This window comes from Paenibacillus sp. J5C2022 (genome assembly GCF_025567625.1).
In the GTDB taxonomy this organism is placed as follows: domain Bacteria; phylum Bacillota; class Bacilli; order Paenibacillales; family Paenibacillaceae; genus Pristimantibacillus.
The window spans coordinates 1-26,514 of record NZ_JAOQJC010000031.1; the positions used below are offsets into that span (position 1 = coordinate 1).

Consider the following 26,514-nt stretch of genomic DNA (forward strand, 5'->3'; position numbering starts at 1 on the left):
AATTGATTGACGAGAGGTTCACCAACTCTATCCATTTCTCATTGTAGCACAAATTTCCAGACCTCGTACACGCAATGCCGTTCCGCGATCTCCTGCGTCAAGCCGCATGACGCCCGGATATCAATAAAATGCAAACGGTTACGAATATATGGAGGGGACATAAGGGTTTACGCTGTGCGCTGAATCGGCATGATCAATATCGATTGCAAAGACGTATTCCTTTGCACCATGTAAACTTGGCTTTAGTCGTTCATCAATAAAGACTCCTTGGGGAAAAAACGCGGGTTATCCTTGCTGTGTGTATGATATTGGCGCAATCGCCAAGTCTTGACGCAAATCCTGTAAGCCGTTACAATCCGCTTAACAGCTTGAACAAACCGGGAGGGCGATCCCCATTGTGGTCCCAAATTAGATTGCTGCAAAAACTGATCTTCGTGCTGATCGTGTTCCTGATCGTCCCCGTGCTTGTGGCAAGCATCAGTCTGTTCTCCATTACGCTGCCGCTCGCGCAACGCGAGACGCGTGATATGCTCGACAAAGTGGTGGATCAGCTGCACGAGAATGTGCAATACCGGGCGACGGGTTATCAGAACATGCTGATGCAGATGGCTATGGATCCCCGGCTGTCGGCTTCCTTGACGCAGACGTATTCAGAGCTGCAGGACGAGGTACTTGCCCTGCAGCAGATCAATGCCTCCATAAGTCGCGTTCGCTCCTATTTTCCCATTAAATCGATCCGATTCTACAAAAACAACCCGACGCTGCGAGAGGATGGAGGTTCTGTGCTCAACATGGAGAGAGCGGAACTCCTGCCATGGACGGCGGCGATGTCGGAATCACGGCAGTCCTTTTACTGGTACTTTGATGCAGCGAACCCGCAGCCTGCTTTTCACATCGGAAAATGGCTGGTCGACTACATGAGTAACGACAATTACGGCATTATCGATTTCGAAGTGACGACTCAGGCGCTGTTCGAGAATCTGGCCAATCCGCTGGAATTCGAGGAAAGCTGGATCGTCATTGCCGATCAGAACGGCAACGCTCTCATTGACTACAGAGAGCTCAAAACGGGGAATTCCATTGCCGATTTGACTTATTTGCAAAAATCCTACGACAGTGAATCCGGTTCCTATACTACGCGCATTGATGGCAAAAACCATCTGGTCGTGTATCAAACGACATCGCTCGGTTGGAAGATCATGACGATTGTCAGCCAGGAAGCGTTGTGGGAGAGGCTGCAACTCGTTAGGAATGCCGCTATAACCGCCAGCATTCTGTTCGTTGTGCTGACGCTTGTTGTGCTGATCAGCTTCGGCAAAAGGATCACGAGCCGGCTTAATGTACTCATTCGCAGCATGCGCAAAGTAAGGGAAGGAACGCTCGGCTTGACGGTGAGGATCAACGGCAAGGATGAATTGGGCGACGTCGAGGCGGCGTTCAACCAGATGTCCCGGCAGTTGGAGGCATCGATGCTCGAGAACGCCGCGGCCAGAAGCGCGGCCGAGACGGAGAAGCTCCGGCTTCTGCAAGCGCAGATCAATCCCCATTTTCTGTACAATACGCTGGCGCTGGTCAAAAGCATGGCGATGGATGCCGGCTCGGCGGAAATTAGCGGTACGGTGGACGCACTTGCCAAGTTTTTCAGGCTGGCGCTTAACCAGGGACGAGATGTGCTTCTGCTACGAGAGGAACTGGAGCATATTCAGGCGTACCTCGACATTCATGAATGGCGTTATCCGGGCAAGGTGACCGTGCATTACGATGTCGAAGAAGCCGCCCTTCCCTGCGAGATCGTGAAAATAACGCTGCAGCCCATTGTGGAAAATGCGTTGCTGCACGCTTTTGCACATCGCGGCGGGAGGGGCGAAGTGCGAATTTCCGCACAGCTTGTGGATCAGTTGCTGCATATTGTCATCGAAGACGACGGAAAAGGGTTGAACGAGGTCCAGCTTCGGGATCTGATGCGTTCGCCGGTACAAGAAAGTGTGGGGGGATTCGGTTTATACAACGTCCGCGAGAGACTCGACCGCTTCTATGGCGCCGGATTCGAAATGACGGTCGCAAGCGAGCCGGAGCAAGGAACTGCCGTAAGTCTAAAAATCCCGCAGCTGAACAAACAACCAGAGGGGGCGACGAGATGATCAAGGTATTGGTGGTGGACGACGAGATTCGTCAGCGTCAATCGATTATCAAGCATGTACCATGGCAGAAGCTGAGGATGATCGTTATCGGTGAAGCGGAGGACGCGAGTCAAGCGCTGGAGCGAGACGAAACGCCGGATGTGCTCATCACCGATATTCGGCTGATGGGCAGCAGCGGTTTGGATCTGGCAGCGGATATGAGGAGCAGTAATCCGCAACTGAAGGTCGTTATGGTAACAGGCTACGAACAGTTTGAATATGCCAAGACGGCGCTGGATATTGGCGTGGAAGCCTTCCTCGTCAAGCCGATCGATTTTGTGAAACTGGAGGAGATACTGCTCCAGATCGCTGAGCAGTGGGAGCAGGAACAACGGCTGCTGGAGAAGCTGCAGGAATACGCGCACAAGGAACGGGCGAGCTTTCTGGAATATTTGTTGCACGGCTTGCTTATCGACGAGCTCACATTGGAATCTCAAGCGGCACAGTATGGCTTATTTGCGGATGCAGGTTACTACATGGTTATCGTTGCCGTCTGCGTCGAGGATTGCACGGAGGCGGAGGAAGCAATGATCGCCTGTGCGCAAACGGTGTTTGATGAGTCATTGGAAGCGTATGTATCGACCTCCCGGCAACAGCTGGCTTTTATCGTGCGCACCGGGACGGAGCAGGGAAGGCCTCGCGGTGAACTGGAGCGGTTGGCAGAGATGCTGCAGGAGGCCGGAGTGCCCGGCATTGCCATCGGAATCGGCGGGGAAGCCGCTTCTCCGTCCAAGCTGGCGAACAGCTACCGTCACGCGGTATGCGCCGTCAATCAACGAATGCTCGGTGTGGAAGGTCCGCTCTATGACTGGAATCAATTGAATATGGACGGCAACGATGAACACAATGCCATACCGATAGAGGAGCAGTCTCAGCAACTGATCGATCTGCTGGCCTCTGGGGAAGGCGAGGCCGCACGCCGAGTGCTCGGCGGTCTGACGCGACGGCTGGTCGATAACGCTGGTCAGCGGGAAGGCGAGCTGCGAGCTTTCTGCCTCGACCTCGTGACCAAGGCGGGCAGGATCGCCCGGAAAGCCGGGGTTGCGGGTAAGGAGATGGGCACCGAGCAGGAGCTGTGGCAACAACTGCTGGCCTGCAGTGATGATCAGGAGCTGATTCGGACGACTGTTCATCTGCTCGCCGGCTGCTGCCAATTGATCGGCGACCGCAAGCGCAGCCACGCGCAAGGCATCGTTCAGCGCGCCATCGAATATATGAACGACAATTACATGAACAATCTTAGTTTGCGATCCGTGGCCGATGCCGTTTATTTGAGCCCCAATTATTTGGGCGCTCTGTTGCGTTCGGAGCTCGGCATCTCTTTTACCGATCAATTGGTGAAGATAAGAATCGCCCGCGCCAAGGAGCTGCTGTTGTCACCCGATTTGAAGCTGTACGAAGTTGCGGATCGGATCGGTTATCAGAATTTCGGCCATTTCTCCAATCTGTTCAAACGGATGACCGGGTTTACGCCCAAAGACTACCGGCAATTCCACAGCACACTGGATCGTGAATGATTCACTGTCCCTTAATGAACCGCCATCTCTTCATGAGTGGCGGTTTGTTCTTGTTTAGGCAGTTATGAATTTCGAACGTGTGTTGCGGCCGGTTGCATATCTTCATGCGTGAGCAGCACTTATCATGCCATTCGATTATTGAGAGCGCTTACGATAATTAACTATACTTAGAGCAGATTCATGAATCAACTTGCGCTTCTGGGAGGAATTACATGTGGTGAAATATTCATGGATAAGGTGGAAAGGACTGCTGCCGCTCTACTTCTTCCTTATTCCTGGGATCGTATTGGTCATTCTGTTCAATTACATTCCGTTGCTGGGATTGCAACTCGCTTTCAAGGATTTTGGCTTCAGGGAAGGCGTCTGGGGCAGCTCGTGGGTAGGCTTGCAGAACTTCAGAGAGTTTGCCGCAAGCGCTGATTTCTGGCGAGCGACTGGCAATACGTTTCTGCTTACAGGGCTGAGATTGGCTATGGTTTTCCCGTCAACGATATTGCTCGCGTTGCTGATCAACGAGATTCGATCCTATGCCTTCAAACGTTTTGTCCAAACGATGAGTTATTTGCCGCATTTTATTTCATGGATTGTCGTGATCGGCTTTCTGGACGCATTTCTGTCGCTGGACAGCGGGGGCGCCAACTCCTTGCTCCGCAGCATCGGTATGCAGGCGGTTCCCTTCATGGGATCCGAGACATGGTTCAGACCGATATTCCTGCTGAGCGGCATGTGGAAGGAACTGGGCTGGGGCACGATTCTGTATCTGGCGGCGATTGCCGGCATCAATCCGGCATTGTACGAAGCCGCTTCAATTGACGGAGCCGGACGCTGGCGTCAGATGTGGAGCATTACGCTGCCTTGCATATTGCCGATTATCTCCATCGTTTTTATATTGCAGATTCCGAGCTTGCTTAGCGCGGGCATCGACCAGATTTATCCCCTGATTAATCCTGCCAATATCGGTGTGGCGGAAGTGATCGATACGTATATATTGCGGCTAGGCATTGGTCAGGCTCAATATTCGATGACAACGGCAATCGGGCTTGTAACCAGTGTGATGGCAACCGTCTTGCTGCTGGGCAGCAATTATTTGTCGAAACGGGCGGGAGGTGAAGGCATATGGTAGAGGGACGCCGGGGGCTTGGCCAGACGTTGGGAAATCGCACATTTACGGTTGCCAACACAATAGGCATGCTGTTGTTTTCGTTTTTGTGCGCCTACCCTATGTGGTATATTCTGGTCCTGTCGTTCAATGAGGGGCAAGATGCCATGACGGGCGGGATTTATTGGTGGCCGCGTGAATTTACGTTGGGCAATTATTTGGTCGTGTTGTCCAGCAGCATCATCGTCAATGCTTTCTGGATCAGCGTGCTGAGGACGTTTATTGGTACGATTGCTTCTCTGCTTGTCACTTCTATGGTCGCTTACGCGCTTTCGCGACCGGAGCTGCCGGGTCGCAAGTCGTTTACGCTCTTTTTTCTGCTCATCATGCTGTTTAGCGGGGGACTTATCCCTTTCTATATTCAACTCATTCAATTAAATCTGATCAACTCGTTTTGGGTTTATATTTTTCCAAGCTTGTTCAGCGTATGGAACATGCTGGTCATGCGTACGTCGTTCCGAAGCAACATCCCGGAAACTGTCGTGGAGTCGATGAAAATCGACGGCGCCGGCTATGTGCGCATTTATTTTACGCTCATATTGCCGTTTTCGTTGCCGCTGTTGGCCGCCCTGGGCTTGTTCACGGCAGTAGGTCACTGGAATGACTGGTTTACCGGTGCGTTCTTCGTACAGGACATTCAATTACAGCCGTTGCCTACCTACTTGCAGCGAGTTATGAGCTCGGTGGAGGCATCCAATATGATCAGTGCCAGCCAGATGACTGCCGCCCGAGAGGCAGGCATGTACAATCCGGCCGTGGTGACGACCAAGTCGGTTCGCATGGCAACGATTATGCTGACGACACTGCCCATCTTGCTCGTATATCCGTTTTTGCAGCGTTATTTTGTCAAAGGCGTATTAATAGGCTCGGTAAAAGAGTAGGGACCGCAAGAGCCTCAAGCAAGACAACCGTCAGTGAATGGTATAGCCGGTTAACCAGGGTGCTACAACGACAGTGATGCCGGGCCCGCGCCATTGTCGTGCAAGGATTGCCCCGGACGATGCCGATTATATAAAGAAGAACAAGTAAAGGGGACGCAGACATGAGAAAACGCGTACAACAATATCTGCTTAGGAGCATCGTGTTTGGACTTGCCATATCGCTTATGGTCGCATGTACTTCCAACAACAACAGTCTGACTGCGGGCAATGCAACTGCAGAGCCTAACGAACAAGAAAGCAGCACTTCGGCTGTCAAACCTAAGTATACGCTTTATCACCCTCACCAGACGACGCCGATTGATCTTAACGGCCCGGTTACCCGGGAAGTTTTGAATAAGATGGGCATCGAATTTGAGAAAATCGAAATTGGCAACGGCAGCAACATTGCCCAGCAAGTGAACTTGAAGCTGGTGGGAGACGATTTCCCGAATGCTATCATTCTGAGTCCCGAAAGCCCGATCTGGTCCAGATTAATCGACGAAGAAAGATTATTGCCGCTTGACGATTATTTTAATCAGCCGGACGAATTCCCCAACTTGGCGAAAATTGATAAACGAATCATCGACAACTGGCGTGCAACAGACGGTCATATTTATTTCGTGCCGATGGGGTATGAGCCGAAGCCGGAGGAACCGTCGGCTTGGCAGGGCAACTCGCAGGGATTGTGGATTCAGAGCGGTCTCGCGGAGAAGGCCGGTCTCAGCGTTGACAGTCTCGGCACCATTGAAGGTCTCGAGGCTTACCTGGCGGCTGTGAAGCAATTGAAGGATGTGCAAGGTCGGGATCTCATTCCGTTGTCGCTGGGCGGAGAAAACTTCGCTGGACTAGAGTTCGTGATGTCGATGTTCGGCGTGGCGGCGTGGAACGAAGCAGGCGACGGCACGCAAGTGCCCGACTATATGACGGAAGGTTTCAAGCGAGGCTTCCAATGGTTGAACAAGATGCATCTGCAAGGAATGCTTGATCCGGAAACGGCATTCCATAAACGTGATCTGTACCTGGAAAAAACGAATTCCTTGCGTTTCGGAGCTATGATCTTTAATGGCTGGGACAACCCGAACGGAACGATTCTGGCCAACAATAATTTGCCGCCCAGCATTACTTACAGCGAGTTGGAAAAGCAAGGTTTCCCTGAAGGCTGGTTCACGCCTGTCAAGTTGCCGACCGTCGACAATATCAAACCCGCGCAATACGCCAATTTTAATCCTTTCGGTGGTCTTGGAACTGGCGTCGGCAAGGACACAATTAATCCCGACGCGTTGATGAAGGGGCTGGATTGGCTGCAAACGCCGGAAGCGTTCATTCTGATGGAATACGGTCTGGAATCGATGGGAGCTTACAAGATGGAAGACGGCGTCGTCGTTGTGAATCAAGATGTGTTCCAGGGACCGGAATTCTGGGGCGGCGAAGGGATGGCTAACGTGACGGAAAAGGGATTTTTCTGGTGGAAGCAGCTAGGCAGCACGCTAAGTACACATATTCCGACTCTGGAAGCACCATGGGTTGCCACCAACGCTATGTTGTACAAGGCTGAGGAAATTAATCAGGAGCAGGGGACATTCGGCCTCTTGCCGGCTACGTTCCGGACCAAGGCACTGATCGGTGGAGCGGTTGAGAAGTATACCCCTGTCCAGACCGATATTCGCCTGCAATATTATGCCAAGCTGCTGCTTGCCAAGTCAGATGCGGAATTCGAGCAAGCATACGAGCAGTTCTTGAACGAAATGAAGGTACGCGGTCATGACGAAGAAACGATTGCCGAATTCAACGCGCAATATGCGGCTTACGTGGCAACACCTGCCGGGCAGGTCGAAATAAATGTCACGCGTTCAATGCCGCGCAATGTATTCAGCGACAAAGCGGAGGCAATAGGCCGCTAATTCACGATTATTAGGAGCGAAAACGATGAGCACAGCCAACAATCGCGTCAATATTATTAACTTTGTACGGGGCGTCGAACCTCGCCTGCCGATCGACCTGCTCGATACGCTGAAAAGGGAGATTCGGTTGGTCAACCAATACGGCTTGCCCGCGACCTGGCTCATTCAGTATGATGCATTGATCAACCCGCAGTTCACGGAGGTGCTGAAAGAGCTGGACGATCGGCATGAAATCGGCATCTGGTTTGAAGTCGTTCAACCTTTGACTGATCGGGCCGGACTGGCATGGCGCGGGCGTTATCCGTGGGATTGGCATGCCCATGTCGGTTTTTCGATCGGCTATACACCGGAAGAGCGATTATTGTTGGCGGATTTGTTCATGGACGAATTCCGGCGCCAATTCGGCTATTATCCGCGGTCGGCGGGCTCATGGTTTATGGACGCGCACCTGCTTGGGCATTTGTCCGACCGGTACGGCATTGTCGCTTCCTGCAACTGCAAGGATCAATGGGGCACCGATGGATATACGTTATGGGGCGGTTATTATAATCAGGCCTACTACCCAAGTCGCCTGAACGGATTTATGCCGGCTCAGACGGCAGAGGGCCAAATTCCGGTGCCCGTCTTCCGGATGCTGGGAAGCGATCCCATCTATCAATACGATGCCGCCGATCACGGCTACGGTCAATCCGTCATTACGCTGGAGCCGGTCTATACGGGAGCCGAAGGAGGCGGAGGCAGCCCGGAGTGGGTGCGTTGGTTCTTCGACACCAGCTTTAACGTGCCGCAGCTCTCCTTTGGCTACACCCAGATCGGCCAGGAGAACTCCTTCGGTTGGGAACGGATATCCGCAGGCTTGACCGATCAGATCGCCATGCTCGCCGATTGGCACCGGGAAGGACGGGTGCTGGTGGAGACGCTGGCGGAATCGGGAGCATGGTTCAAGGAGAAGTATCCGGTGACGCCGGCTTCGTCAATCATAGCGCTGGAGGACTGGCGACATTCGGGCAAGCAGTCGCTCTGGTATTGCAGCCGGTTCTTCCGCGTCAATCTGCTGAAGGATGGGGCGAGGTTCCGACTGCGGGATATTCATCTGTTTGACGAGCGTTACGAAGAGCGTTACTTGCGGGACGTGTGCGAGACGGAGGAGTGCTGGTACGATACGTTGCCGATCATGGACGGCGGCAGATGGACGGACGGGCAAGTCCGGCCCGGCATCCTGCCGATCGTACGGGACGAAAGTGGTCAGTGGTTGCCTGTGGAGGCAGACAGGCTCGAGCGCGTCGAAGCCGAGGGCGACCGCTTAGCGCTGACGTTAATCCTCGCGGGGGGAGCGGAAATGGCGATTGTCATGGAGGAACGCTTCATTACGATTCGGTCAGACTTCACGGACTGGGGGCTGCAATTGGTCTGGGGCAATGCCACGGCCGAGATTCATCATTCGATTGATCGGATTCAATATTTGTACGAAGGCATGTCTTATGGTGTAGGCGTGCAAGGAGCGTTGCTGGTTGACGAACCGTGTGAGACAACGAACCTTAGCAGATTGGAATCGACTGCAAGCGACACGCATTCGATTTCCGGCTCTCTATTCGCCATGGCGCAAGGCAATGCGATATCGTTTCGATTCTAGGGCGTTTTGGCGCCCTTTTCATTCCACCTCTTGAAGGGAGATGTTCGTTTAATGCATTATTATTCCAGATTTCGCAAGCTTGTAGTCGCAACCGCCGTATCGGCCATGGCAGTAACCATGATGCCCGCCGGCTTTGCTATCCAGATATCTCACGGCGCCGGCGGCGCTAATCCGCCGACCGATCCTTTCCATATTGGAATATTCAATCCGCCGGCACCCATTCATACGAACCAAGTTACTTACGGGCAGATCGCCGACATGAACGTCAACTTCATCGTCGGCGGCAACAGCAATCATTATTACGATGTCAATCACATAGCGCTGGATTTGGCTGAGCAGAACGGGCTGCAGATTCTGGTATCCGACGCACGCTTCAGCTGGGATGAACCAACCGTGGACCAGAACGAGGGAGAAGAGTGGGGTACGGTCAGCCAATCGCAGTCCTGGGGCCAAACCTTCCAAGCACCGAATCGCGGCACGGATTGGGGACTCAATTATGCATCGCTTGACATCGACCAGTCGACATGGCCGGCCGATACCAACTTGACATTGACCTTGTACGACAGTCCGGCCAAAGGGACGACGATTGCATCTGCTTCGCGTGTTACGCCGACTGCTCCCGCTGACGAACCTACAGTATTCTGGCTGCTGACTCGCGTGCAGATGGGAACACCATATTATATGGAGCTGACGAGCGACAATGCGGCAAGCGCGTCACTTCGTCTCAGTGACGAGAATCCGTATGCGGATGGCGATGCATATCGGGATGGCGTTCTGGAGACGGGCAGCGATCTGGCTTTCAAAGTGTTATTTTCTGAATCCGCTTTCAAAGACGGCGGCCAACCTTCGTTGGAAACACTGCAGCAAATCGTGGACGATTATGGCGATCATCCTGCTCTGATGGGTTACAACTTGTATGACGAGCCCAGCTCTATTCTGATGCCCCAACTTGGCAATATGGTTCGTACGCTGCGGGATCTGGACACCGATGCCATGTCTCTGGTCAATTTGTGGCCCAGCGACGCGGACGTCAGCTTGACGGGCATGGAACTGAATCGCGACGGTTCGGTGCTGAACAGCACCACGCCGATCGGACAGACTTTCACAACCAAAGCATACGAGAATGAAATTACAACCGTGCAATGGGCTATTCCATACGATCAATGGGGACCAGGGGAAGCCGTCACCTTAACGCTATACGATTCCGTGAGCAAAGGTCAGCAGCTGGCGCAGACCACGCTTGGAGCGCCTACGGCGCAAACGCTGCATCAGACCTTCGAGTTGAACGCAATGGTCGAACCTAATACTTCCTATTATATGGAGCTGACGCACAACGGCGGCCATGACAATTTCTTTGGCGTTTGGCGTTCCGCGCCGGGAGTGGAATGGTATGCGGGCGGCCAAGCCTATGCAGGCGGCAGCGCCATGGAATCCGACTTCTGGCATGCCTTCAACCTGGATGTCGAGCCTTTCTCCTATGAGGATTACGTCTATCGTTGGGTCAGAGCCGATCCCGATGTGATGCTGCATGACTATTATCCGTATTATTACGACGGCACCGTCTCGGATGAATACTACAACAATTTGGAGATTGTCCGGCGCCAAGCGCTTGCCGGCGAGATTGATTTCTGGACGTTCCTGCAATCTGTCGGCGTCGGCACTTGGCTGAGACCGCCCAGCAAGGACGATCTGCGACACAATATTTATACGAATTTGGCTTACGGCTCCAAAGGTTTGATTTATTTTACCTACTGGCATCCTGTTTATGAAGGCTTCATCGACTCCATTATCGATCCGAGCGGTAATCGGAATCCGTCCTACTATTGGGCGCAGGAGCTGAATGCAGAGGTGCTCGGGCTGGGAGACACGCTGAACCGACTGCATTCGCTGGCGGTGTATCATACGGGCGCGGCACCGGCAAAGACGACTACGTTGCCTGGAGAGTTTTTTTGGCAGCCCGCGGATATGCAGCAGCCATGGATTATTTCTTATTTCAAGGACGAAAGCGATCGCAAGTATGTGATGGTCGTCAACCGTAATGAGACAGCCAATCAGACCGGCACCTTCACGTTGACGACGAATCCGGGACAAGTGACGGAAGTGTCCAAGGCGAGCGGACTGGAGGTCGGAACCGACTACAACTATTTGTCTGGCGTACTGAATGCTGGAACCTTCCTGCCGGGCGAAGGCAAATTGTTCGCCATCGAAGAGGAACCTGTGAATTATGCTCCGACAGCTCAGGATCAGACACTGAATGTGCTGCAGAATCATCCTGCAGCCGGCTTGCTGCAAGGGTCGGACATAGAGAACAGTCCACTCGCTTATTCCATTGTTTCCAATGGGCAGAAAGGAGTGGCGACGATTGTCGATGCGGCTACCGGTGCATTCATTTATACGCCTGATGCGACTGCTGACGGCTCGGATACGTTCTCGTTCCAGGTGAACGACGGCAATCTGGATTCCAACATTGCGACTGTAACGATTCACTTGACGCCGGAGCTGGCTGTAACGGTTGAGCCGGGTACGACGACGGGCAGCACGAAAGTGTCGGCATCCGTAGCGGCCGATCATACTCTGGCTGTGTCGCTGGAGGATGAAGCTGTCCCCGTTCCTTCTGTCGGGGGAATCCCGGAGCAAGTGACGGGCGATGCTGCATCCTCCGCAGCGAGAATTGAAATAGGTGCGGCTGCTGCAGGCAAGCATATCGCAGCTTATGAACTGGATCCCCTTGGTCGTGTGGTGAAATTCGCAGCCGTCGAACTGTCGGCCAGTCATATCAAGCAAGGAGGCAGCAGCAGCGGGTACGTCTATATTCCCGTTACCGGCGGTGGCTCGGGGCCTGACTCACCGAGGGATACGGATAATTCGGGGGAAGAGAATAGCACGGAACAACCGGGCAATGAGAATTCGGGAGCGCCAGGTCCCTCTACAAGCGTTCAGCATGAATTCCATGACGCAGACCATCACTGGGCGTATTCATCCATTGTGACGGCTCGCGAACGCGGAATCGTTGACGGCTATGCGGATGGATCGTTCAAGCCCGATCGCCGAGTGACCCGAGCGGAGTTTGTTGTGATGCTGCAACGGGCGATGAAAAGTGAAGGTGCGGAGTCAAATGCAACTTTCTCCGATTTGGATAAGGCCGGGGAGTGGGCTCGGTCCGGCATGCTGAAGGCGGTAGAGGCCGGCTGGATTGGCGGTTATACGGACGGCACCTTGCGGCCCGATGATCCTGTCAGTCGAGCCGAGGTAGCGGTTATTCTGGCGCGGGCTCTGTCTCTAGCGCTTGAGCCGGCCGAGCGGACGGGTTTTGCGGATGACGGACTTATTCCGGTCTGGAGTAAAGGGGCTGTAGAAGCGGCGAGAAAGCTCGGATTGCTGAAAGGCCAATCGAACAATTCCTTTAATCCGCTTTCCCCTCTGTCTCGCGCAGAGGCGGTAACGCTGCTGGTTCGCTTGACGGACAACGCTTCGTAAGCGGGCTTCATATGCGGTGGGGCACGATTTTGGAGCAAAAGCGGCTTCTACCGTAACATGTCAATCAAACATAAGAAGGGCCGGGGCATGTACACCCCGGCTCTTATCTTTGTTTCTGCCTGTTATAGTTTTTTGTTATCGCTTCGCCAATCCAGTACGACACCGAGATAGAAAGCGGACCTATCCATAATCAACTGCCAGGCTTCCGCAGCCTGTGCCGCCGGGAACGTATGCGTAATAAGAGACGCGGGCTGAAGCCATCCGTCGCGAATTCCTGCCAGCGTCTCATCCATCCGCTCGGTCGTCCAGCCGGACGGGCAATGAAGCGTTATCTCTTGCCCGCGAAGCTCTTGAATATCGACCATTCCTTCGGAGCCCAGAAATCCGGCGGATACGAAGTGGCTGTTCAGCTTCATCGCGGGTTTCAGCATACGGAAGGTATCCATGCTGCCGACCGTATCGACGACAATCGCCAGATCCGTTCTGCCTTCGAGCCATTGCTCCAACGATTGCTTCTTTACATTAATCGAGTGGATAGCGGGAGGAAGCAAGGACAATCGCTCATCATGCCGTCCCAGAACGGTAACTTCCGCTCCCCGGTGCGCCAGCGTCTGGGCGGCCCATTGCCCGACCATGCCGTCTCCGATCACGACCGCCTGTTCGCCGCTTGCGACGGCGGGGCGAATGCCGCAATTGTAGCCGACCTGCGTTAGGACCATGCCGCTATAGGCGATTGGATCGGCGCCTTCGGGAAGCTTCCATACCTGGCTCGCGGGCGTGACGGCTGGACTGACATGCCCGCCGTAATCAAATTTCATGCCATTCACTGCGCTGATGGATGCGAATACCCGGTCGCCCGGCTTCAGATGGCGCACCTGTTCCCCTATGCTCCTCACGATGCCAACCTTCTGATAACCCGCTACCTGTGGGAAGGGCAGCTCGTCGCCGGGCCGCGTCACTTGTTCCCCCGAAATCCGCTCGCCATACAGAAAGGAGGATTCCGTCCCATTGCTGATCCATGAATAGTCCAGATCGATAACGACATCCTCCGGCCCCGGTTCCGGAACCTCAATTTCCATAAAGCGAACCTGTCTGACATCCCTGAATACGACGGCGTTAGCTCTCATTTCGGCTGCCCTCGGCTGCATCGACAAAGTCAGTTGGCGGATATGCGTATACCTTGATAGCTTCCTGTTTGTTCAGCAGCTCTATCGTCTCGCGATAGCGATAGAAGGGGACGTGGTGCGTTTGCAGGCAATCCGTATTAAGCCCCTTATTCACCACAAGATCCAGCAGAAGAGCTTGATCTTGCTCGTCGAATTTCCGGTACCTGTAGGATTCAAGTCTAATTCCTTTGAACCAAAGATGCTCCCCGTAGCGTACCTCGCCCTTCAATACGCCAAAGATAACGAGATGACTGTCGATTCTCTCAAGCAATCCTTGCACGGAAGCGGAGGCTCCGACGCAATCGTAGCCCAGATCGAAGCGTTCCTCTCCAAGGTCGTCAACATGCTTGGCCAGTCCAAGCCCCAAGCCGTTCACCAGCTCGATCCGTTCACGATTAATATCAATGGCGGTTACCTTGGTTGCGCCGAGCAGTCTGGCAGCTTGCATAGCCAACATGCCGGCTGGACCAAGACCGGACACCAGCATCGACTTGCCGGCGAGATCGCCGAACTGAAGCAAGCCAATCAACACACATTTCAACAATTCGAATGACACCGCTTGCTTCCATTCCACCTCATCCGGCAGCTTGATCAGCTCATGCTCGCGGTAATGCAGATATTCCGCGTAGGCGCCGTTTCCTTCCAAATGTTCCAGGGAGGCTACTCGGTCGCCAACTTTCAAAGCTCTGATCCCGCTGCCTACCGCAACGACAGTTCCCGCTATCTCATGCCCCGGAAATCCGGGAAGAAGAGGGTAGTCCGGCTGTTTGGCCGCATCGAACATGTCCTTGCCGCCCATCATGCTCATATCCCAACGCGGACATGTGGAGGCGATTTCGATTTTTACCGTCACCTGATCCTCTCGCGGTTCAGCAAGCGGCAGGTCAATTATTTGATACGCATCTTTCCCGGTGATCTGTAACGCTTTCATCCCAACCCATCCTTTGTCACAACATATTTTCATCTTCCTGTTTTAAGTGTACAGGGGAGTGGAAAGTGTGTCTTTGCACGCTATACACCTATCCGTGATCGTACAGCTCAATGGAGAAGCAACGTGACGGCGATAATGGATTCAGGTTTGCACGATATTGACATTATGGAAGGTTAAGCATTCAGAGGGTGAGCAATCCGGTAGGCGTTCGGCGTCATGCCCGTCAATTTTTTGAACAGTCGATTATAAAATTTGATGTCCCTGTACCCGACTTGCTGGGCAATTGTCGTCACCTTGGCTGTGGTCGAGCTTAATAGCCGACAGCTTTGCTCAATGCGGCACTTGTGGATGTATTCCAGAAAGGTCATGTCGAAGCATTCCTTGAATCTTCTTCGGAAATGCCGCTCGCTGAGTCCGGCTTCATCCGCGTATTGCTGCGCGCTGCCTGGATTGGAGGCGTCCACGCGAAGCCTCTTGGCGATGACGTACATTACCTCATCCGTATCCCTTCTTCGGATGGGGAGCAGGGGGCCGGGAGGGAGTGATGCGGCATCTAGGCGAGTGAAGGGTATGAGCAGCCGGATCAGCTCCGCTTGAATAAGCGGGATGTAATTGGCGTGTTGTCGTTGGAATTCCTCCAGCATGACATTGAAGCTGTTCTGGAACTGTCCGTCACGGTCGTGAAGCCGGCTCCAGGATTGCTCGGGAAAGCCCGATTGAATAAGTCGGCGCAATTGGAGATCAGGTTCATAGGCTTGTATGAGTCGTTCCGCAAAGCTTTGATCAAAAATGCAGTTGTATACGATTAACCGTCCTTCTCCGGGAACGGGCGTGGAGGGGCGGAACACGTGGGATACCCCTTCCGGCAAGTAGAACAGATCGCCTTTCGCCACTGGAATGGTGACGTCTTCAATGTAATGGTAGCCTCTTCCCTCGCTTACGTAGCACAGCTCGGTAAATTCGTGTCGATGCTGCTCCAGGCGGAATGACTCCGTTACGCGGTTCACATATACGGGCTGGCCGGGATAAAGATACATACCGTTGCTAGTCACAAGCACATGTTTTTTCAAGATAGTCCCCCCTAATGGCTGCCGTAATCGGCCTATTCATGTCCGGAACGAACCTGCTATTGGTCCGGATCGCCCCTTCTTTCGTCTGATGCATCCATTATAATAAAAATATTCCGAAATTGGCATTATTCATTTGGCGTCAAAGAAGGAGAGGAGATATGAACATGAATGGGACTTTATTATCAGATTGGCAGGCATCATGGATATGGGGGTCCGGGGAGCCAAGCCCAAGAAACGAATGGCGCTGCTTTCGCCGGTCCTTTACGCCTATGGAAACTATGGAAGGGGCAACGGTACGTATTACCGCGGATTCCCGTTACGTCTTGTTCGTCAATGGCACGCAGCTTGGGAGAGGCCCTGTTCGCTCCTGGCCTTCTCAGCTGGCGTATGACGAATATGAAATTGGACATTTGTTGAAGCAAGGGGAGGAAGCCGTCATCGCGGTGCTGGTCATGCATTACGGCATCTCCACTTTCCAATATTTAAGAGGTCGCGGCGGACTATTGCTGCAGATGAAGAAGCCGCACAATGAAGCGGGCGGGGACTTGTGCGATTCCACCGGGCAGACCGTCGTGACTGACGCTTCGTGGAAGACCGCGATTCACCAAGGGTACGATTCCAACACGTCGCGCATATCGTGTCAGCTCTCCTTCACGGAAGTCGTTGACGCGAGAGCATGGGACGATGCCTGGGTGAAGCCCGGGTTCGACGATAGCCAATGGGAAGAGGCGACGGTTATTGGCTCGGCCGGAATGGAGCCTTGGAGAAGTCTGATCGAGCGAGACATTCCCTATTTGACCGAAGAGCCGATTTATCCTTCGCGGGTCGAGGGGATAAGCGGCGTTCAGCCGCCTGCCTGGAGCGCTGTCCTTGATCTGTATGGACTGATGGCTCCGAACAGCGGCAATCATTCCAACAATGCATCCTTCAGCGCTTATATCGCGGTGACGGTAGTGATGGACAAGTCCGCTTCTTTCACAATAGGCATTCCCGATCCCGGACGTATTGACCCTGTCATTCGCATCGACGGACGTTTGTACCAGAAGGACAGCTATCGGGGCGAGGACCCCGAGCGGTATTTGAATGTCGAGCTGGATGCAGGAGAGCATCTCATTCTGATTGACGTAACGGGGCGCAGTCATGGGCACGGCTTCCATATCGGCTTCGATAGCGATGCGCCGTTCCGGCTTCAGGCGCCTGCAGGGTACGGCGAAGAATCCTCCCCGGTGCCGTTTATTCTAATCGGACCGTTCGATACAGCGGAATATATCGATCATCGGGAAGAGCCGCTTTTCAACTCCGCACATCCCGTCTATGAAGCTGTTCAAGCGGTTGCCGCCGTGAACGACCTACAGCCGTTCGAAGCATGGATTCAACCGTTCCCTGAATGTTATATGAACCGAAATGCCGTGTTCGTTTCTTGTATCTGGAAGAAAGCGGAGTCGCCGCAGCCGATGCCTCCATCCCTGCAGCATGCCGTTCTGGCGGGATCAAACGCCGCATTGCTGCCTGTCGTCAGCGGGATGGATACCGAGATCGTCATTGATTTCGGCAGGGAGCTGTCGGGCTACATCGCGTTCGATCTGGATGCATCGGGAGGAACTGTCGTTGATATGTACGGGGTTGAATACAGGAAGGAAGGATGGATTCAGCATACGTACTCGCTGGACAACACGCTTCGCTATGTGTGCCGGGAAGGAAGACAGAGCTACGTATCGTATGTCAGGCGCGGCCTTCGTTATCTGACGGTTACCGTTCGCGGGGCTTCCAGACCGGTCAAGCTGTTCGAGGTGAAGATGCTTCAGAGCAACTATCCCGTCGCGAACGTCGGAAGCTTCCGCAGCAGCGATGCTATGCTGAACAGCATCTGGACGATTAGCCGGGATACGACCCGCCTCTGCATGGAGGACACATTCGTGGATTGTCCGGCATACGAGCAGGCTTACTGGGTCGGCGACGCGCGCAATGAAGCGCTCGTCAATTATTACGTCTTCGGCTCCAAGGAGATCGTAGAGCGATGCCTGAAGCTGGTTCCCGGCTCCGCCTTTCAGACCCCATTGTACGCGGATCAAGTGCCGAGCGGCTGGAACAGCGTCATTCCCAACTGGACGTTCTTCTGGGTGACGGCTTGTCTGGAGTATTATCGTTATGACGGACGCGACACGTTCCTTCATGACATTTGGCCTCATGTGAGGATGACGATGGAGCAGTATTTGCGCTATATCAATGCCAAGGGCGTATTTGAATTCCAAGGCTGGAATTTGCTGGACTGGGCCCCTTTCGAGCAGCCTGCTGAAGGAATCGTGACGCCGCAGAACATGTTTCTTGCGAGAGCGCTGCGTCACGCCGCCGAGATCGGCGAGCTGGCGGGCGAGAAGTCGCAAGCGGAGCGTTTCCGTGAGGAGGCGGAGAAGCTGAGCCGATCGATTAATGCGGTTCTATGGGATGAAGAGCGAGATGCCTATGTGGACTGTATCCATAGCGACGGAAGCTTATCATCTACGTTAAGCGCGCAAACGCAAATTGTCGCTTATCTGTGTGACATCGCGTTCGGAGAAAGGCTGGAGATCGTTCAGCGTTATATTGTTGAGCCGCCCGAAGCATTCGTGCAGGTGGGCAGTCCCTTCATGTCCTTCTTCTACTACGAAGCGCTGGCCAAGCTGGGACGGCTGGATGTATTAATGGAGGATATGCACCGCAATTACGGCTATATGGTCGATAATGGAGCGACTGCCTGTTGGGAAATGTACCCTTGGAGCGGATGCTATATTGACCCGAGGGTGTTGACTCGAAGCCATTGCCACGCTTGGTCGGCAGGTCCGGCTTATTTCCTCGGCGCTTATGTCCTTGGCGTGCAGGGGGCGGAGCCGGGCTGGTCCAAAGTAGTGATATCGCCCCAGACATGCGGGCTTCAGTGGGCATCCGGCTCGGTGCCTCTGCCAGACGGCGGCCGTGTCGATGTATCCTGGCGAGTCGAAGGGGAAGGGCGGTTGAAGCTGAGCATCGGGGCGCCCGCGCATGTGGACATTACAACCGTCGCGCCCGAAGGATACGAGATGAGCGTTGAACGCCGCTGAAGAGCGGGTCGGCAGGATGGTCCGAGAGTAAATCTTGGGCCATCCTTTTTTTGGGCAGAGATTCAAAGACGGCGCAAGCAAGACGAATAAATCGTCTTGCGGCGCGGATTGGCGCGTCTGGAGCGGCGTTGGCAAAGTTATCTATTGGTGCTACACTAGAATTCCTTCTAGTTCGTAGATGTTCTTCGTATGTTCAACTTTGGAAGCGGGGGGCCCGTAATGTACCGTGTACTAATTGCAGAGGACGAGATACTCGTCCGTCTTGGACTGAAGCATTCCATCGATTGGTCCAAATACGGGATGCAAGTCATTGCGGACGTTGCCAATGGAGAGGAGGCCTGGAGTCTCTTTTCGAAGGAAATGCCGGATGTGGTCATAACGGATTTGAAAATGCCGATGATGGGTGGCATGGAGCTGATCGCGAAGATCAGGTCGGTTAATTCGCATACCCGCATCGTTATACTCACATGTCTGGAGGAATTCAAGCTGGCCAGAGAGGCGCTTGCGCTCGATGTCAGCGATTATATCGTCAAGCTGAGCATGACCACGGAGCAGATGGAAGCGGTACTAGCCAAGATGGAGGGGGAGCTTAGGCTGAGGGACACGCCGTCGCGCCCATTCGTTCCTTTGCCCGATGCGGCGGCCGCCAAAGAAGGACTATTCAAAGATTATTTGTTCCTTCATCGTTATTCGGCGGAGGAGTTCGGGGACAAGGCCGCTTGCTTGTCGCTCTCTCTTTCACCCAGACGAATGGTGATGTGCATGATGGAAATCGATCCGTATGAGCGGTTGCAGCAAAAATTCAAGGACAACAAAGGCCAGCTCATCCGGTTGTCATTGCTTAACGTGCTTGAGGAAATGCTTAAATCTTATGACTGTTGCGAAGCCTTCCATGATTCGGGCAGCAGGTACGTCATTTTGTTCAGCTTCGGCAACCTCACAAGCGAAAAGGAAGCGGATGAAGAGCTTCATCTAATAATAGAACATGTGCGCAAAGTATTGGCTACATACTTCAATGTGTCTGTGTCGTTCGGGATAAGCAGCCGGCAGGACGGATACGACAAGTTGAAATCTCAATATAGGGAATGCGCGGAAGCGCTTGAAGACGCATTTGTTGGCGGTCCGAATCGAAACTACACCTACTGCCAGAGCAGGTCCAAGGCGGTTGAGGAAGAGGCTGCCGCAAAGCTGTATCGCGTGGAAGAGATATGGGAGCGTTCGGGGATATCTTATCGCGAGGCGTGCAAGGAGCAAATAAGTCGATATATGAAAGCGCATTACTGGTCGGCGAGGACTGAAGTGCGGAAGCTGTTCGCCCAACTGCTGCATAGTCCGTTATTGTCCCTGCGGCTGGCCGATGAAGAGATGTCCGCCCGCTGTTCCTATTACGCGGAGAGAATCTCGGGAGCTAAGACTCTGGATCAAATGATTGACGAGTATGAGTGTTATGTTGGCGAAATCGTTCGGAAGCTGCGAGAGCAGAAGCGGACTAGCCCGGCTGTGGCACAAGTGCTGCGGTTTGTTGAGGAACGATACGCGGATAGCATCTCGCTGCAGGCGGCGGCCGACAGTGTGCTTATGAATGCCAATTACGTCAGTACGATCTTCAAGAAAGAAATGGGCATAAACTTTATTGATTACTTATTGCATTTCCGCGTCGAGAAAGCGAAAGAGCTATTTCTGAACAGCAGCCTGAAAGCTTATGAAATCGGGGAGCGTACGGGCTTCACAAATCATAGTCACTTCAGCCGGGTGTTCAAAAAGTATACCGGTCTTGGCCCGCGTGAATTTCGCAGGCGCTGGGTGGGCGATTCCGCGATAGAGGATACAGACGATGAAGAATAAGCGACGGCTTTCCTTCCGCTTTGGCCGGAACCTGCGCGTCCAGCTCAGGATGTCCTTTATGCTGATCACGTTAATTGTCCTGGCCATGAGCGCGGCGCTTACGTATAACGGGGTAATGGGCATTCTGGAGAAAAATACGAATGATTCCTCCTTGCAATATATGACGCAAGCCGGAAACGCGATAAACGCCTTTCGAGAGGAGATTGACAAAATATCGAGGCAGTTGCTGATCGACTCGCAGATTCAAGAGTTTCTCGACAATCATCCGCTCGAAATCGCAGATAGAATTATATTGCATCGAGACATAATGGCTCTCATGAATGAATTTATTGAAAGCCATGACTATATTCACTCTATCTTTTTGTATGCTGAGGATGGCAGAGTTGTCGGCGTGATGGAGAATAAAACGGCGCTTTTGGAAGATCCATTGAAGCAGGGAGCCTACTATTCTTCTTACCTGCATACACAAGTGATGAATCATGATATTCAAAACTCTTTCCCGAAAATCATCTGGGTTGGGGCCAAACGAAGCGAGGAATTTGGAGAGATGCCTAACGCCTCCAAGGGAGGCTCGCAAAACATTGTAACGGCCGCACGCGCGATCAAATCGCTCTATCAGAGCCTGCCTTCAGCCACTTTGATGATCAACATCAAGGAGGAGAAGCTGTTCTCTCTGTACAATAACAACAATTCACCGGGCAGGGCCAAACTTTATATGTGCGACATCTCTGGCCAAATTATTTCACACTCCGATAAGTCGCTGCTGGGGACAAAAAACGGAGTCTGCGGGCTGACTTCTGTCGCAATGGAAAGCGGAAGCTTCAAGCATAACGAAGAGCAGATTGTGCACTATCCGTTGGCCGACACAGATTGGACCATGATTCAGGCCGTCCCGGTAAGAGAATACATCGTTGATTTATTTAAGCTGCGTTATCAGTTGATATGGATATTGGTCGTCAGCTTGATAGCCGCGCTCGTCATTTCCTCAATCTGGATCAAGAAAATAACGAAACCGATGCAACGTTTAATGGAAGCGATGGGGGAAATGGAGAAAGGGAATCTGGACTTCACCATAGCGGAGAGTGACAGGAATGAGTTCGGAAGGCTCAGTATCGGGTTCAACCGGATGTCGGTGGGCATTAAGGAGTTGATTGAGCAGAATAGAGTCGTCGAGGACAAAAAGCGTAAAATCGAAATTCAAATGCTCCAATCTCAAATCAATCCTCATTTTTTATTCAACACGCTGAACACCATTAAATGGATGGCGGCTATGCATAAAGCCGACAACATTATGAAGAGCATTGCCGCGCTGGGCAGTCTGCTGCAGCCGATCTTCAAGAAGCCCGGATTGCTCTGTCCTTTGCGAGAGGAGATTGATTACGCCGGCCATTATATTCAAATTATGAATTACCGATACGGGGAAGGTATCAGAGTCGAATTTGTGGTAGAGCCCCTCGCAGAATCGTGTGTGGTGCCTCGCTTTATTTTGCAACCATTGATCGAAAATGCCGTGCTTCACGGCTTCGAGCGCAGTGGATATGCGGGTCAAATCCGGATCGAAGCGGAATCCAATCCATCCTTCCTTTTCATTCGCGTCATCGATGACGGTCAGGGAATGTCGGAGGAAACGCTGCTTCGGGTCAGAGAATGGATTTCTGCGGAGATTGCCGAGGAGGAGGAAACGGCAGCGCCGTCTTCCTTCGGCATCGGACTTAGAAATGTTCATCGACGAATGCGCCTGATGTTCCCGAGTTCACCCGGACTATCCATGGCTCCAGTGAAGACGGGCGGCATACAGGTAGAGCTTGTTATTCCGACAAACTGAGATTTAGAACAGTTTTTCCGAAAAATCAACTAGTCGCCATAAGGCAGCTGCAAATAAAAGACGTTCTTCCGAAAAAGCGGCACATTTTCGAAGATACGGTCATTTTGCGGCTGTCTTTCCTTTGTTATGCTTGGAAAGCACGATGAACGTGAAAGCAACGGAGGTGAAGAGGTGGGTATTCAAAAAGAGGCATTATTCTCAGTACGGGAAAGCAAGCCGAGATACAGCATGAAGCTGCTGCTGATGGCTATCCCTTTTATTACTCTAGTATTTATTTTTTATTACGTGCCTCTTTTCGGATGGGTATACGCTTTTTTTGACTACAAACCCGGCATTCCGCTAGAACAATCGAATTTCGTTGGATTGAAGTATTTCAAGATCGCCTTTATGGAGCAGGGTAGCGACTTGCTTCGAGTGCTTGAGAACTCGATTGCGCTCAGTCTGCTGAATATTCTGGTCTCACCGCTGTATGTCGTTTTTGCAATTTTACTGAACGAAATGCGGGGGAAATATTTCAGGAAGTGGGTGCAGACGACGACCACACTTCCCAATTTTATAAGTTGGGTGCTGGTCTATTCCGTATTTTACGTGTTTTTCTCCGTGTCGGACGGTGTTGTCAACAAGGTGTTGGTGCAGATTCATTTACTTGAGCTTCCGTTTAATTTTCTGGGGGACAGCGGTATTGCCTGGTACTTTCAAACGATCGTCGGTCTTTGGAAGGGATTGGGGTGGGGAGCCATCATTTATTTAGCTGCGATCGCGGGCATCGATCCAGAGCTGTATGAAGCGGCCAAGGTGGATGGGGCGGGGAGGTTCCGCACGATATGGAGCATTACGGTTCCCGGCATTATGCCTACCTTCGTCGTGCTGCTGCTGCTGAACGTCAGCAATATGCTCAACAACGGCTTCGAACAGTTTTACGTATTCTACAACGCTCTTGTTGCCGACAAGCTGGAGGTCATCGATTATTATGTGTACAAAGTCGGGTTGCAGAGCAATGACTTTTCTTATTCGACGGTGCTCGGCATGTTCAAGACGGTTGTGAGCGTTGTCATCTTGTTTACCGTCAACTGGATAGCCAGAAGAGTGCGGGGCGAAAGCATTATTTGACGACATAGAGGAGGTGAAAGGAATGCTGCGCGAACGACTATTTGATAGAGCTTTCCATATTGGAAACTATGCCTTCTTCGGATTGTTTTCCTTATGCTGCATTTATCCATTCTATTATATTTTCATTAACTCCATTAGCGATCCCATGATGGCGGCCAAGGGAGTGTACCTCTTGCCCAAGGACATCACATTTGTCGTCTACAAGGAAATGCTGACTCAGAAGGCGATCCTGACCTCCTTCGGCGTTTCGCTATCGCGGGCAGTTATCGGGACGATCGTTACCGTTTTCTGCTGTTCATTGTTCTCTTACATTGTCACTAAGAAGGAAATGCCGCTTCGCAAAACGGTATATCGCTTCGTCGTTCTTACTTTATACCTCCATGCGGGATTGATACCTTGGTATATGACGATGAAGTGGCTGGGGCTCAAAAATCATTTTCTGCTCTACATATTGCCATCTGCCATTATCGGTTTTTTTGTTATTCTGATGAAGACGTTCATCGAGCAGATTCCGGTGGCTCTGGAGGAAGCGGCTGCGATGGAGGGTGCAGGCTACTATACGATCTTTAGCAAAATTATCTTCCCGCTCTCGCTTCCTATCGTGGCAACGGTTGCCGTATTTAACGCGGTTAATCAATGGAATTCGTGGATGGATAACTTGTTTCTAGTGAACGACCCCAGGCTGCAGACATTGCAGCTTACACTGCTGCAATACTTGAAGCAATCGGAGGCGCTCGCAAGTGAGACGACCCGGCGCCTGCTGGGAAGCCAAATCAGCGAGCACGCTCTTACACCGCAAACCGTCAAGATGGCGATTACGATGATTGTGACGACGCCTATTCTATGTGTCTATCCTCTCTTGCAAAAGTATTTTGTCAAAGGCATTATGTTAGGTTCTATTAAGGGATAAGCGCTATTCCCAATATACGACAGGAGGCGTTGCAAGTGATAAAGAGCAAACGGATCAAAAGGATGACCGCCATTAGCATGTTGACGGTTCTACTTGCTTTAACCGGCTGTACAAGTGAAAATACGGGGGGAACAAATGGCGAGAGTGGCGTGCAGGGCGGCCAGTCTAATGAGAAAAGCCCAATTACGCTGCAATTGACAAGCGACAATGCGCTGTTCACCGCAACTATCGCTTCAGGTGAGCAATCTGATCCTGTCATGAAGGAAATACAGAAGAAAACCGGCGTCACGCTTAAGCTGGATACGCAAACGGACGACAAGAAATTTAACGCTATGCTCGCCGGCGGCGATCTGCCGGATATATTGGTTCTGCAAAACTCTCAAAAGTATTTAACGCAGCTCATAGAAGGCAACCAAGTCATTCCAATGGACGATCTATTAGAGAAGTACGGCGGCAATCTTTTGAAAGAATCACCTCAGAAGATCAAAAACAGCAGACAGTTTTTCAGTAACGGAACAGGGAAGCTGTACGCGATTCCAGGCATTGCAAGCCAGCTTGTGCCGCAGTTTAAATACGCGTCGCCGGCTTATAACATCCGCTGGGATTATTATAAAGAATTGAATTATCCGCCAGTCAACAATATGGACGATTTCCTGAACCTGCTGGCGGAGATGCAGAAGAAGCATCCTGTGAACGAGCAGGGGCAGAAGGTGTACGGAATGGCTCCGTTGTTCGATTGGGGGCTTGTGCCTTACGAACTGTTTGACCGGTTCTTCAACCGGATTAACCGAAACAATATGTTCGTATATTTGGAGCCTGAAACTTTCATGCCTGGTGGCGGCATTCTGGATCCTAACGTCGCTTATTGGCAAGGCACCGCATTTTACCGCAAGGCGAATCAGCTCGGCGTGCTGGACCCGGATTCGTTCACACAGAAATACGATAATTTCACGGAAAAGGTGAAGAGCAATCGCGTCCTATTCTCTCAGTGGCAATGGGCGGGTCCAGCCGACGCCAACGTGGAGCTTGCGAAGAAGAATCCGACGTCGGGCTGGATGCCGATGCCGATGCCGCAAGGGCAGACCGTGTATGCAGGAGAATTTGGGTCGAATGGCTTCTCCAACCGACTGTTCATGATCTCCAAAAACTGCAAATATCCAGAGAGAGCAATGGAGCTCATCAGCTACTTGCAGTCGGTGGAAGGAAGCAGGCTCATCCTAAATGGCATTCAGGGAGAGAACTGGGATGTGCTAGACGGCAAGCCGCAATGGAAGAAGGAAACGATTGACGCCCAGAAGAATGACCCGAGCTTCCAATTGAACACGGGAATCGGCCTTTATTGGAATTTGGCGGGCTTTGTGGATGGATATCAAGACCCTGAATATAACGTTCCGTTCAACTACACATTGAATGTAGACTTCTGGAAGACGCAAATGACTGAGCTGGATAAGGATTATTCCCAGCATTACGGAGTAGCATACCCCGGAGAACTGGTGGAGAAGCGGGTGGAAGCTGGCGAGATCGGGCTCCTCTATTATGACATGGACAATGAGCTGGGCATGGATCAGAATATGCCGGATGATATTAAGCGCATTGAGACCAACGTGACCGATTATCTGATTCGGATGGCGCCCAAGCTGATCTACGCCAAGACGGATGAAGAGTATGCGGGGCTGCAGGAAAGTATGATGGAAGAATTGCGGAAGATGGATGCCGAGAAGGCCGTCGATTATTGGATGGATACTTTGAAGAAGGCAGCCGAGACATTCGCCAGCACACGGGAATTATAAGCG

16 protein-coding genes are annotated in these 26,514 nt (G+C 52.4%); 13 read left to right on the plus strand and 3 right to left on the minus strand.

All coding sequences use genetic code 11. The features are described 5' to 3' along the window. Positions 1–395: 395 nt before the first annotated feature. The 7 genes from M6D81_RS21745 (at position 396) to M6D81_RS21775 (ending at position 12,787) form a co-directional block, all read left to right on the plus strand. Positions 396–2,141, plus strand: coding sequence for a sensor histidine kinase (locus tag M6D81_RS21745; protein WP_262679152.1), 1,746 nt, complete (start codon positions 396–398; stop codon positions 2,139–2,141). Continuing rightward, positions 2,138–3,697 (plus strand): response regulator, encoded by a 1,560-nt coding sequence (locus M6D81_RS21750; RefSeq protein ID WP_262679153.1) that lies wholly within the window; start codon positions 2,138–2,140, stop codon positions 3,695–3,697. Before M6D81_RS21745 ends, M6D81_RS21750 begins: the two co-directional genes overlap by 4 nt. A 214-nt stretch (positions 3,698–3,911) precedes the next feature. Next, a complete protein-coding gene (locus M6D81_RS21755) occupies positions 3,912–4,820 on the plus strand; it encodes an ABC transporter permease (protein ID WP_262679154.1) in 909 nt (302 codons plus the stop codon). Next, positions 4,814–5,737: a carbohydrate ABC transporter permease gene (locus tag M6D81_RS21760; RefSeq protein WP_262679155.1), complete on the plus strand. Its 924-nt coding sequence runs from the start codon at positions 4,814–4,816 to the stop codon at positions 5,735–5,737. Before M6D81_RS21755 ends, M6D81_RS21760 begins: the two co-directional genes overlap by 7 nt. A gap of 161 nt (positions 5,738–5,898) precedes the next feature. Beyond that, positions 5,899–7,677 (plus strand): type 2 periplasmic-binding domain-containing protein, encoded by a 1,779-nt coding sequence (locus M6D81_RS21765; RefSeq protein ID WP_262679156.1) that lies wholly within the window; start codon positions 5,899–5,901, stop codon positions 7,675–7,677. A gap of 25 nt (positions 7,678–7,702) precedes the next feature. Continuing rightward, complete coding sequence (locus tag M6D81_RS21770) at positions 7,703–9,310, plus strand: hypothetical protein (RefSeq protein ID WP_262679157.1); 1,608 nt, start codon at positions 7,703–7,705, stop codon at positions 9,308–9,310. Positions 9,311–9,361: 51 nt separating this feature from the next. Beyond that, positions 9,362–12,787 (plus strand): S-layer homology domain-containing protein, encoded by a 3,426-nt coding sequence (locus M6D81_RS21775; protein WP_262679158.1) that lies wholly within the window; start codon positions 9,362–9,364, stop codon positions 12,785–12,787. Positions 12,788–12,909: 122 nt separating this feature from the next. On the opposite strand, the gene M6D81_RS21780 is transcribed toward M6D81_RS21775, so the two are convergent. The 3 genes from M6D81_RS21780 to M6D81_RS21790 all read right to left on the minus strand — a co-directional run bounded on the left by M6D81_RS21780 (position 12,910) and on the right by M6D81_RS21790 (position 15,954). Next, positions 12,910–13,914, minus strand: coding sequence for an alcohol dehydrogenase catalytic domain-containing protein (locus tag M6D81_RS21780; protein ID WP_262679159.1), 1,005 nt, complete (start codon positions 13,912–13,914; stop codon positions 12,910–12,912). Continuing rightward, on the minus strand, positions 13,904–14,884 hold the full coding sequence (locus tag M6D81_RS21785) for a zinc-dependent alcohol dehydrogenase (RefSeq protein WP_262679160.1): 981 nt from the start codon (positions 14,882–14,884) through the stop codon (positions 13,904–13,906). Before M6D81_RS21785 ends, M6D81_RS21780 begins: the two co-directional genes overlap by 11 nt. A 173-nt stretch (positions 14,885–15,057) precedes the next feature. Continuing rightward, positions 15,058–15,954, minus strand: coding sequence for an AraC family transcriptional regulator (locus M6D81_RS21790; protein WP_262679161.1), 897 nt, complete (start codon positions 15,952–15,954; stop codon positions 15,058–15,060). A gap of 164 nt (positions 15,955–16,118) precedes the next feature. On the opposite strand from M6D81_RS21790, the gene M6D81_RS21795 reads away from it, so the two are divergent. The 6 genes from M6D81_RS21795 (at position 16,119) to M6D81_RS21820 (ending at position 26,511) form a co-directional block, all read left to right on the plus strand. Beyond that, entirely contained in the window at positions 16,119–19,031 is a 2,913-nt protein-coding gene (locus tag M6D81_RS21795) for a glycoside hydrolase family 78 protein (RefSeq protein ID WP_262679162.1), read from the plus strand. A 219-nt stretch (positions 19,032–19,250) separates the two neighbouring features. Beyond that, the gene (locus M6D81_RS21800) at positions 19,251–20,876 is read left to right on the plus strand and encodes a response regulator (RefSeq protein WP_262679163.1); all 1,626 of its coding nucleotides are present in this window, start codon (positions 19,251–19,253) and stop codon (positions 20,874–20,876) included. Then, entirely contained in the window at positions 20,866–22,701 is a 1,836-nt protein-coding gene (locus tag M6D81_RS21805; protein ID WP_262679164.1) for a cache domain-containing sensor histidine kinase, read from the plus strand. The genes M6D81_RS21800 and M6D81_RS21805 overlap by 11 nt, the downstream gene beginning before the upstream one ends. A gap of 171 nt (positions 22,702–22,872) precedes the next feature. Then, a complete protein-coding gene (locus M6D81_RS21810; protein ID WP_262679165.1) occupies positions 22,873–23,811 on the plus strand; it encodes an ABC transporter permease in 939 nt (312 codons plus the stop codon). A gap of 22 nt (positions 23,812–23,833) precedes the next feature. Then, complete coding sequence (locus M6D81_RS21815; protein ID WP_262679166.1) at positions 23,834–24,721, plus strand: carbohydrate ABC transporter permease; 888 nt, start codon at positions 23,834–23,836, stop codon at positions 24,719–24,721. 35 nt (positions 24,722–24,756) lie between these two features. Further along, the gene (locus M6D81_RS21820; protein ID WP_262679167.1) at positions 24,757–26,511 is read left to right on the plus strand and encodes a type 2 periplasmic-binding domain-containing protein; all 1,755 of its coding nucleotides are present in this window, start codon (positions 24,757–24,759) and stop codon (positions 26,509–26,511) included. Positions 26,512–26,514 lie beyond the last annotated feature (3 nt).

Excerpts from the sequence above, each read along its gene's own strand:
- M6D81_RS21750 (WP_262679153.1), top strand. The coding sequence starts at position 2,138 with ATGATCAAGGTATTGGTGGTGGACGACGAGATTCGTCAGCGTCAATCG.
- M6D81_RS21760 (WP_262679155.1), top strand. The coding sequence starts at position 4,814 with ATGGTAGAGGGACGCCGGGGGCTTGGCCAGACGTTGGGAAATCGCACA.
- M6D81_RS21765 (WP_262679156.1), top strand. The coding sequence starts at position 5,899 with ATGAGAAAACGCGTACAACAATATCTGCTTAGGAGCATCGTGTTTGGA.
- M6D81_RS21770 (WP_262679157.1), top strand. The coding sequence starts at position 7,703 with ATGAGCACAGCCAACAATCGCGTCAATATTATTAACTTTGTACGGGGC.
- M6D81_RS21775 (WP_262679158.1), top strand. The coding sequence starts at position 9,362 with ATGCATTATTATTCCAGATTTCGCAAGCTTGTAGTCGCAACCGCCGTA.
- M6D81_RS21780 (WP_262679159.1), bottom strand. The coding sequence starts at position 13,914 with ATGAGAGCTAACGCCGTCGTATTCAGGGATGTCAGACAGGTTCGCTTT.
- M6D81_RS21785 (WP_262679160.1), bottom strand. The coding sequence starts at position 14,884 with ATGAAAGCGTTACAGATCACCGGGAAAGATGCGTATCAAATAATTGAC.
- M6D81_RS21795 (WP_262679162.1), top strand. The coding sequence starts at position 16,119 with ATGAATGGGACTTTATTATCAGATTGGCAGGCATCATGGATATGGGGG.
- M6D81_RS21800 (WP_262679163.1), top strand. The coding sequence starts at position 19,251 with ATGTACCGTGTACTAATTGCAGAGGACGAGATACTCGTCCGTCTTGGA.
- M6D81_RS21805 (WP_262679164.1), top strand. The coding sequence starts at position 20,866 with ATGAAGAATAAGCGACGGCTTTCCTTCCGCTTTGGCCGGAACCTGCGC.
- M6D81_RS21815 (WP_262679166.1), top strand. The coding sequence starts at position 23,834 with ATGCTGCGCGAACGACTATTTGATAGAGCTTTCCATATTGGAAACTAT.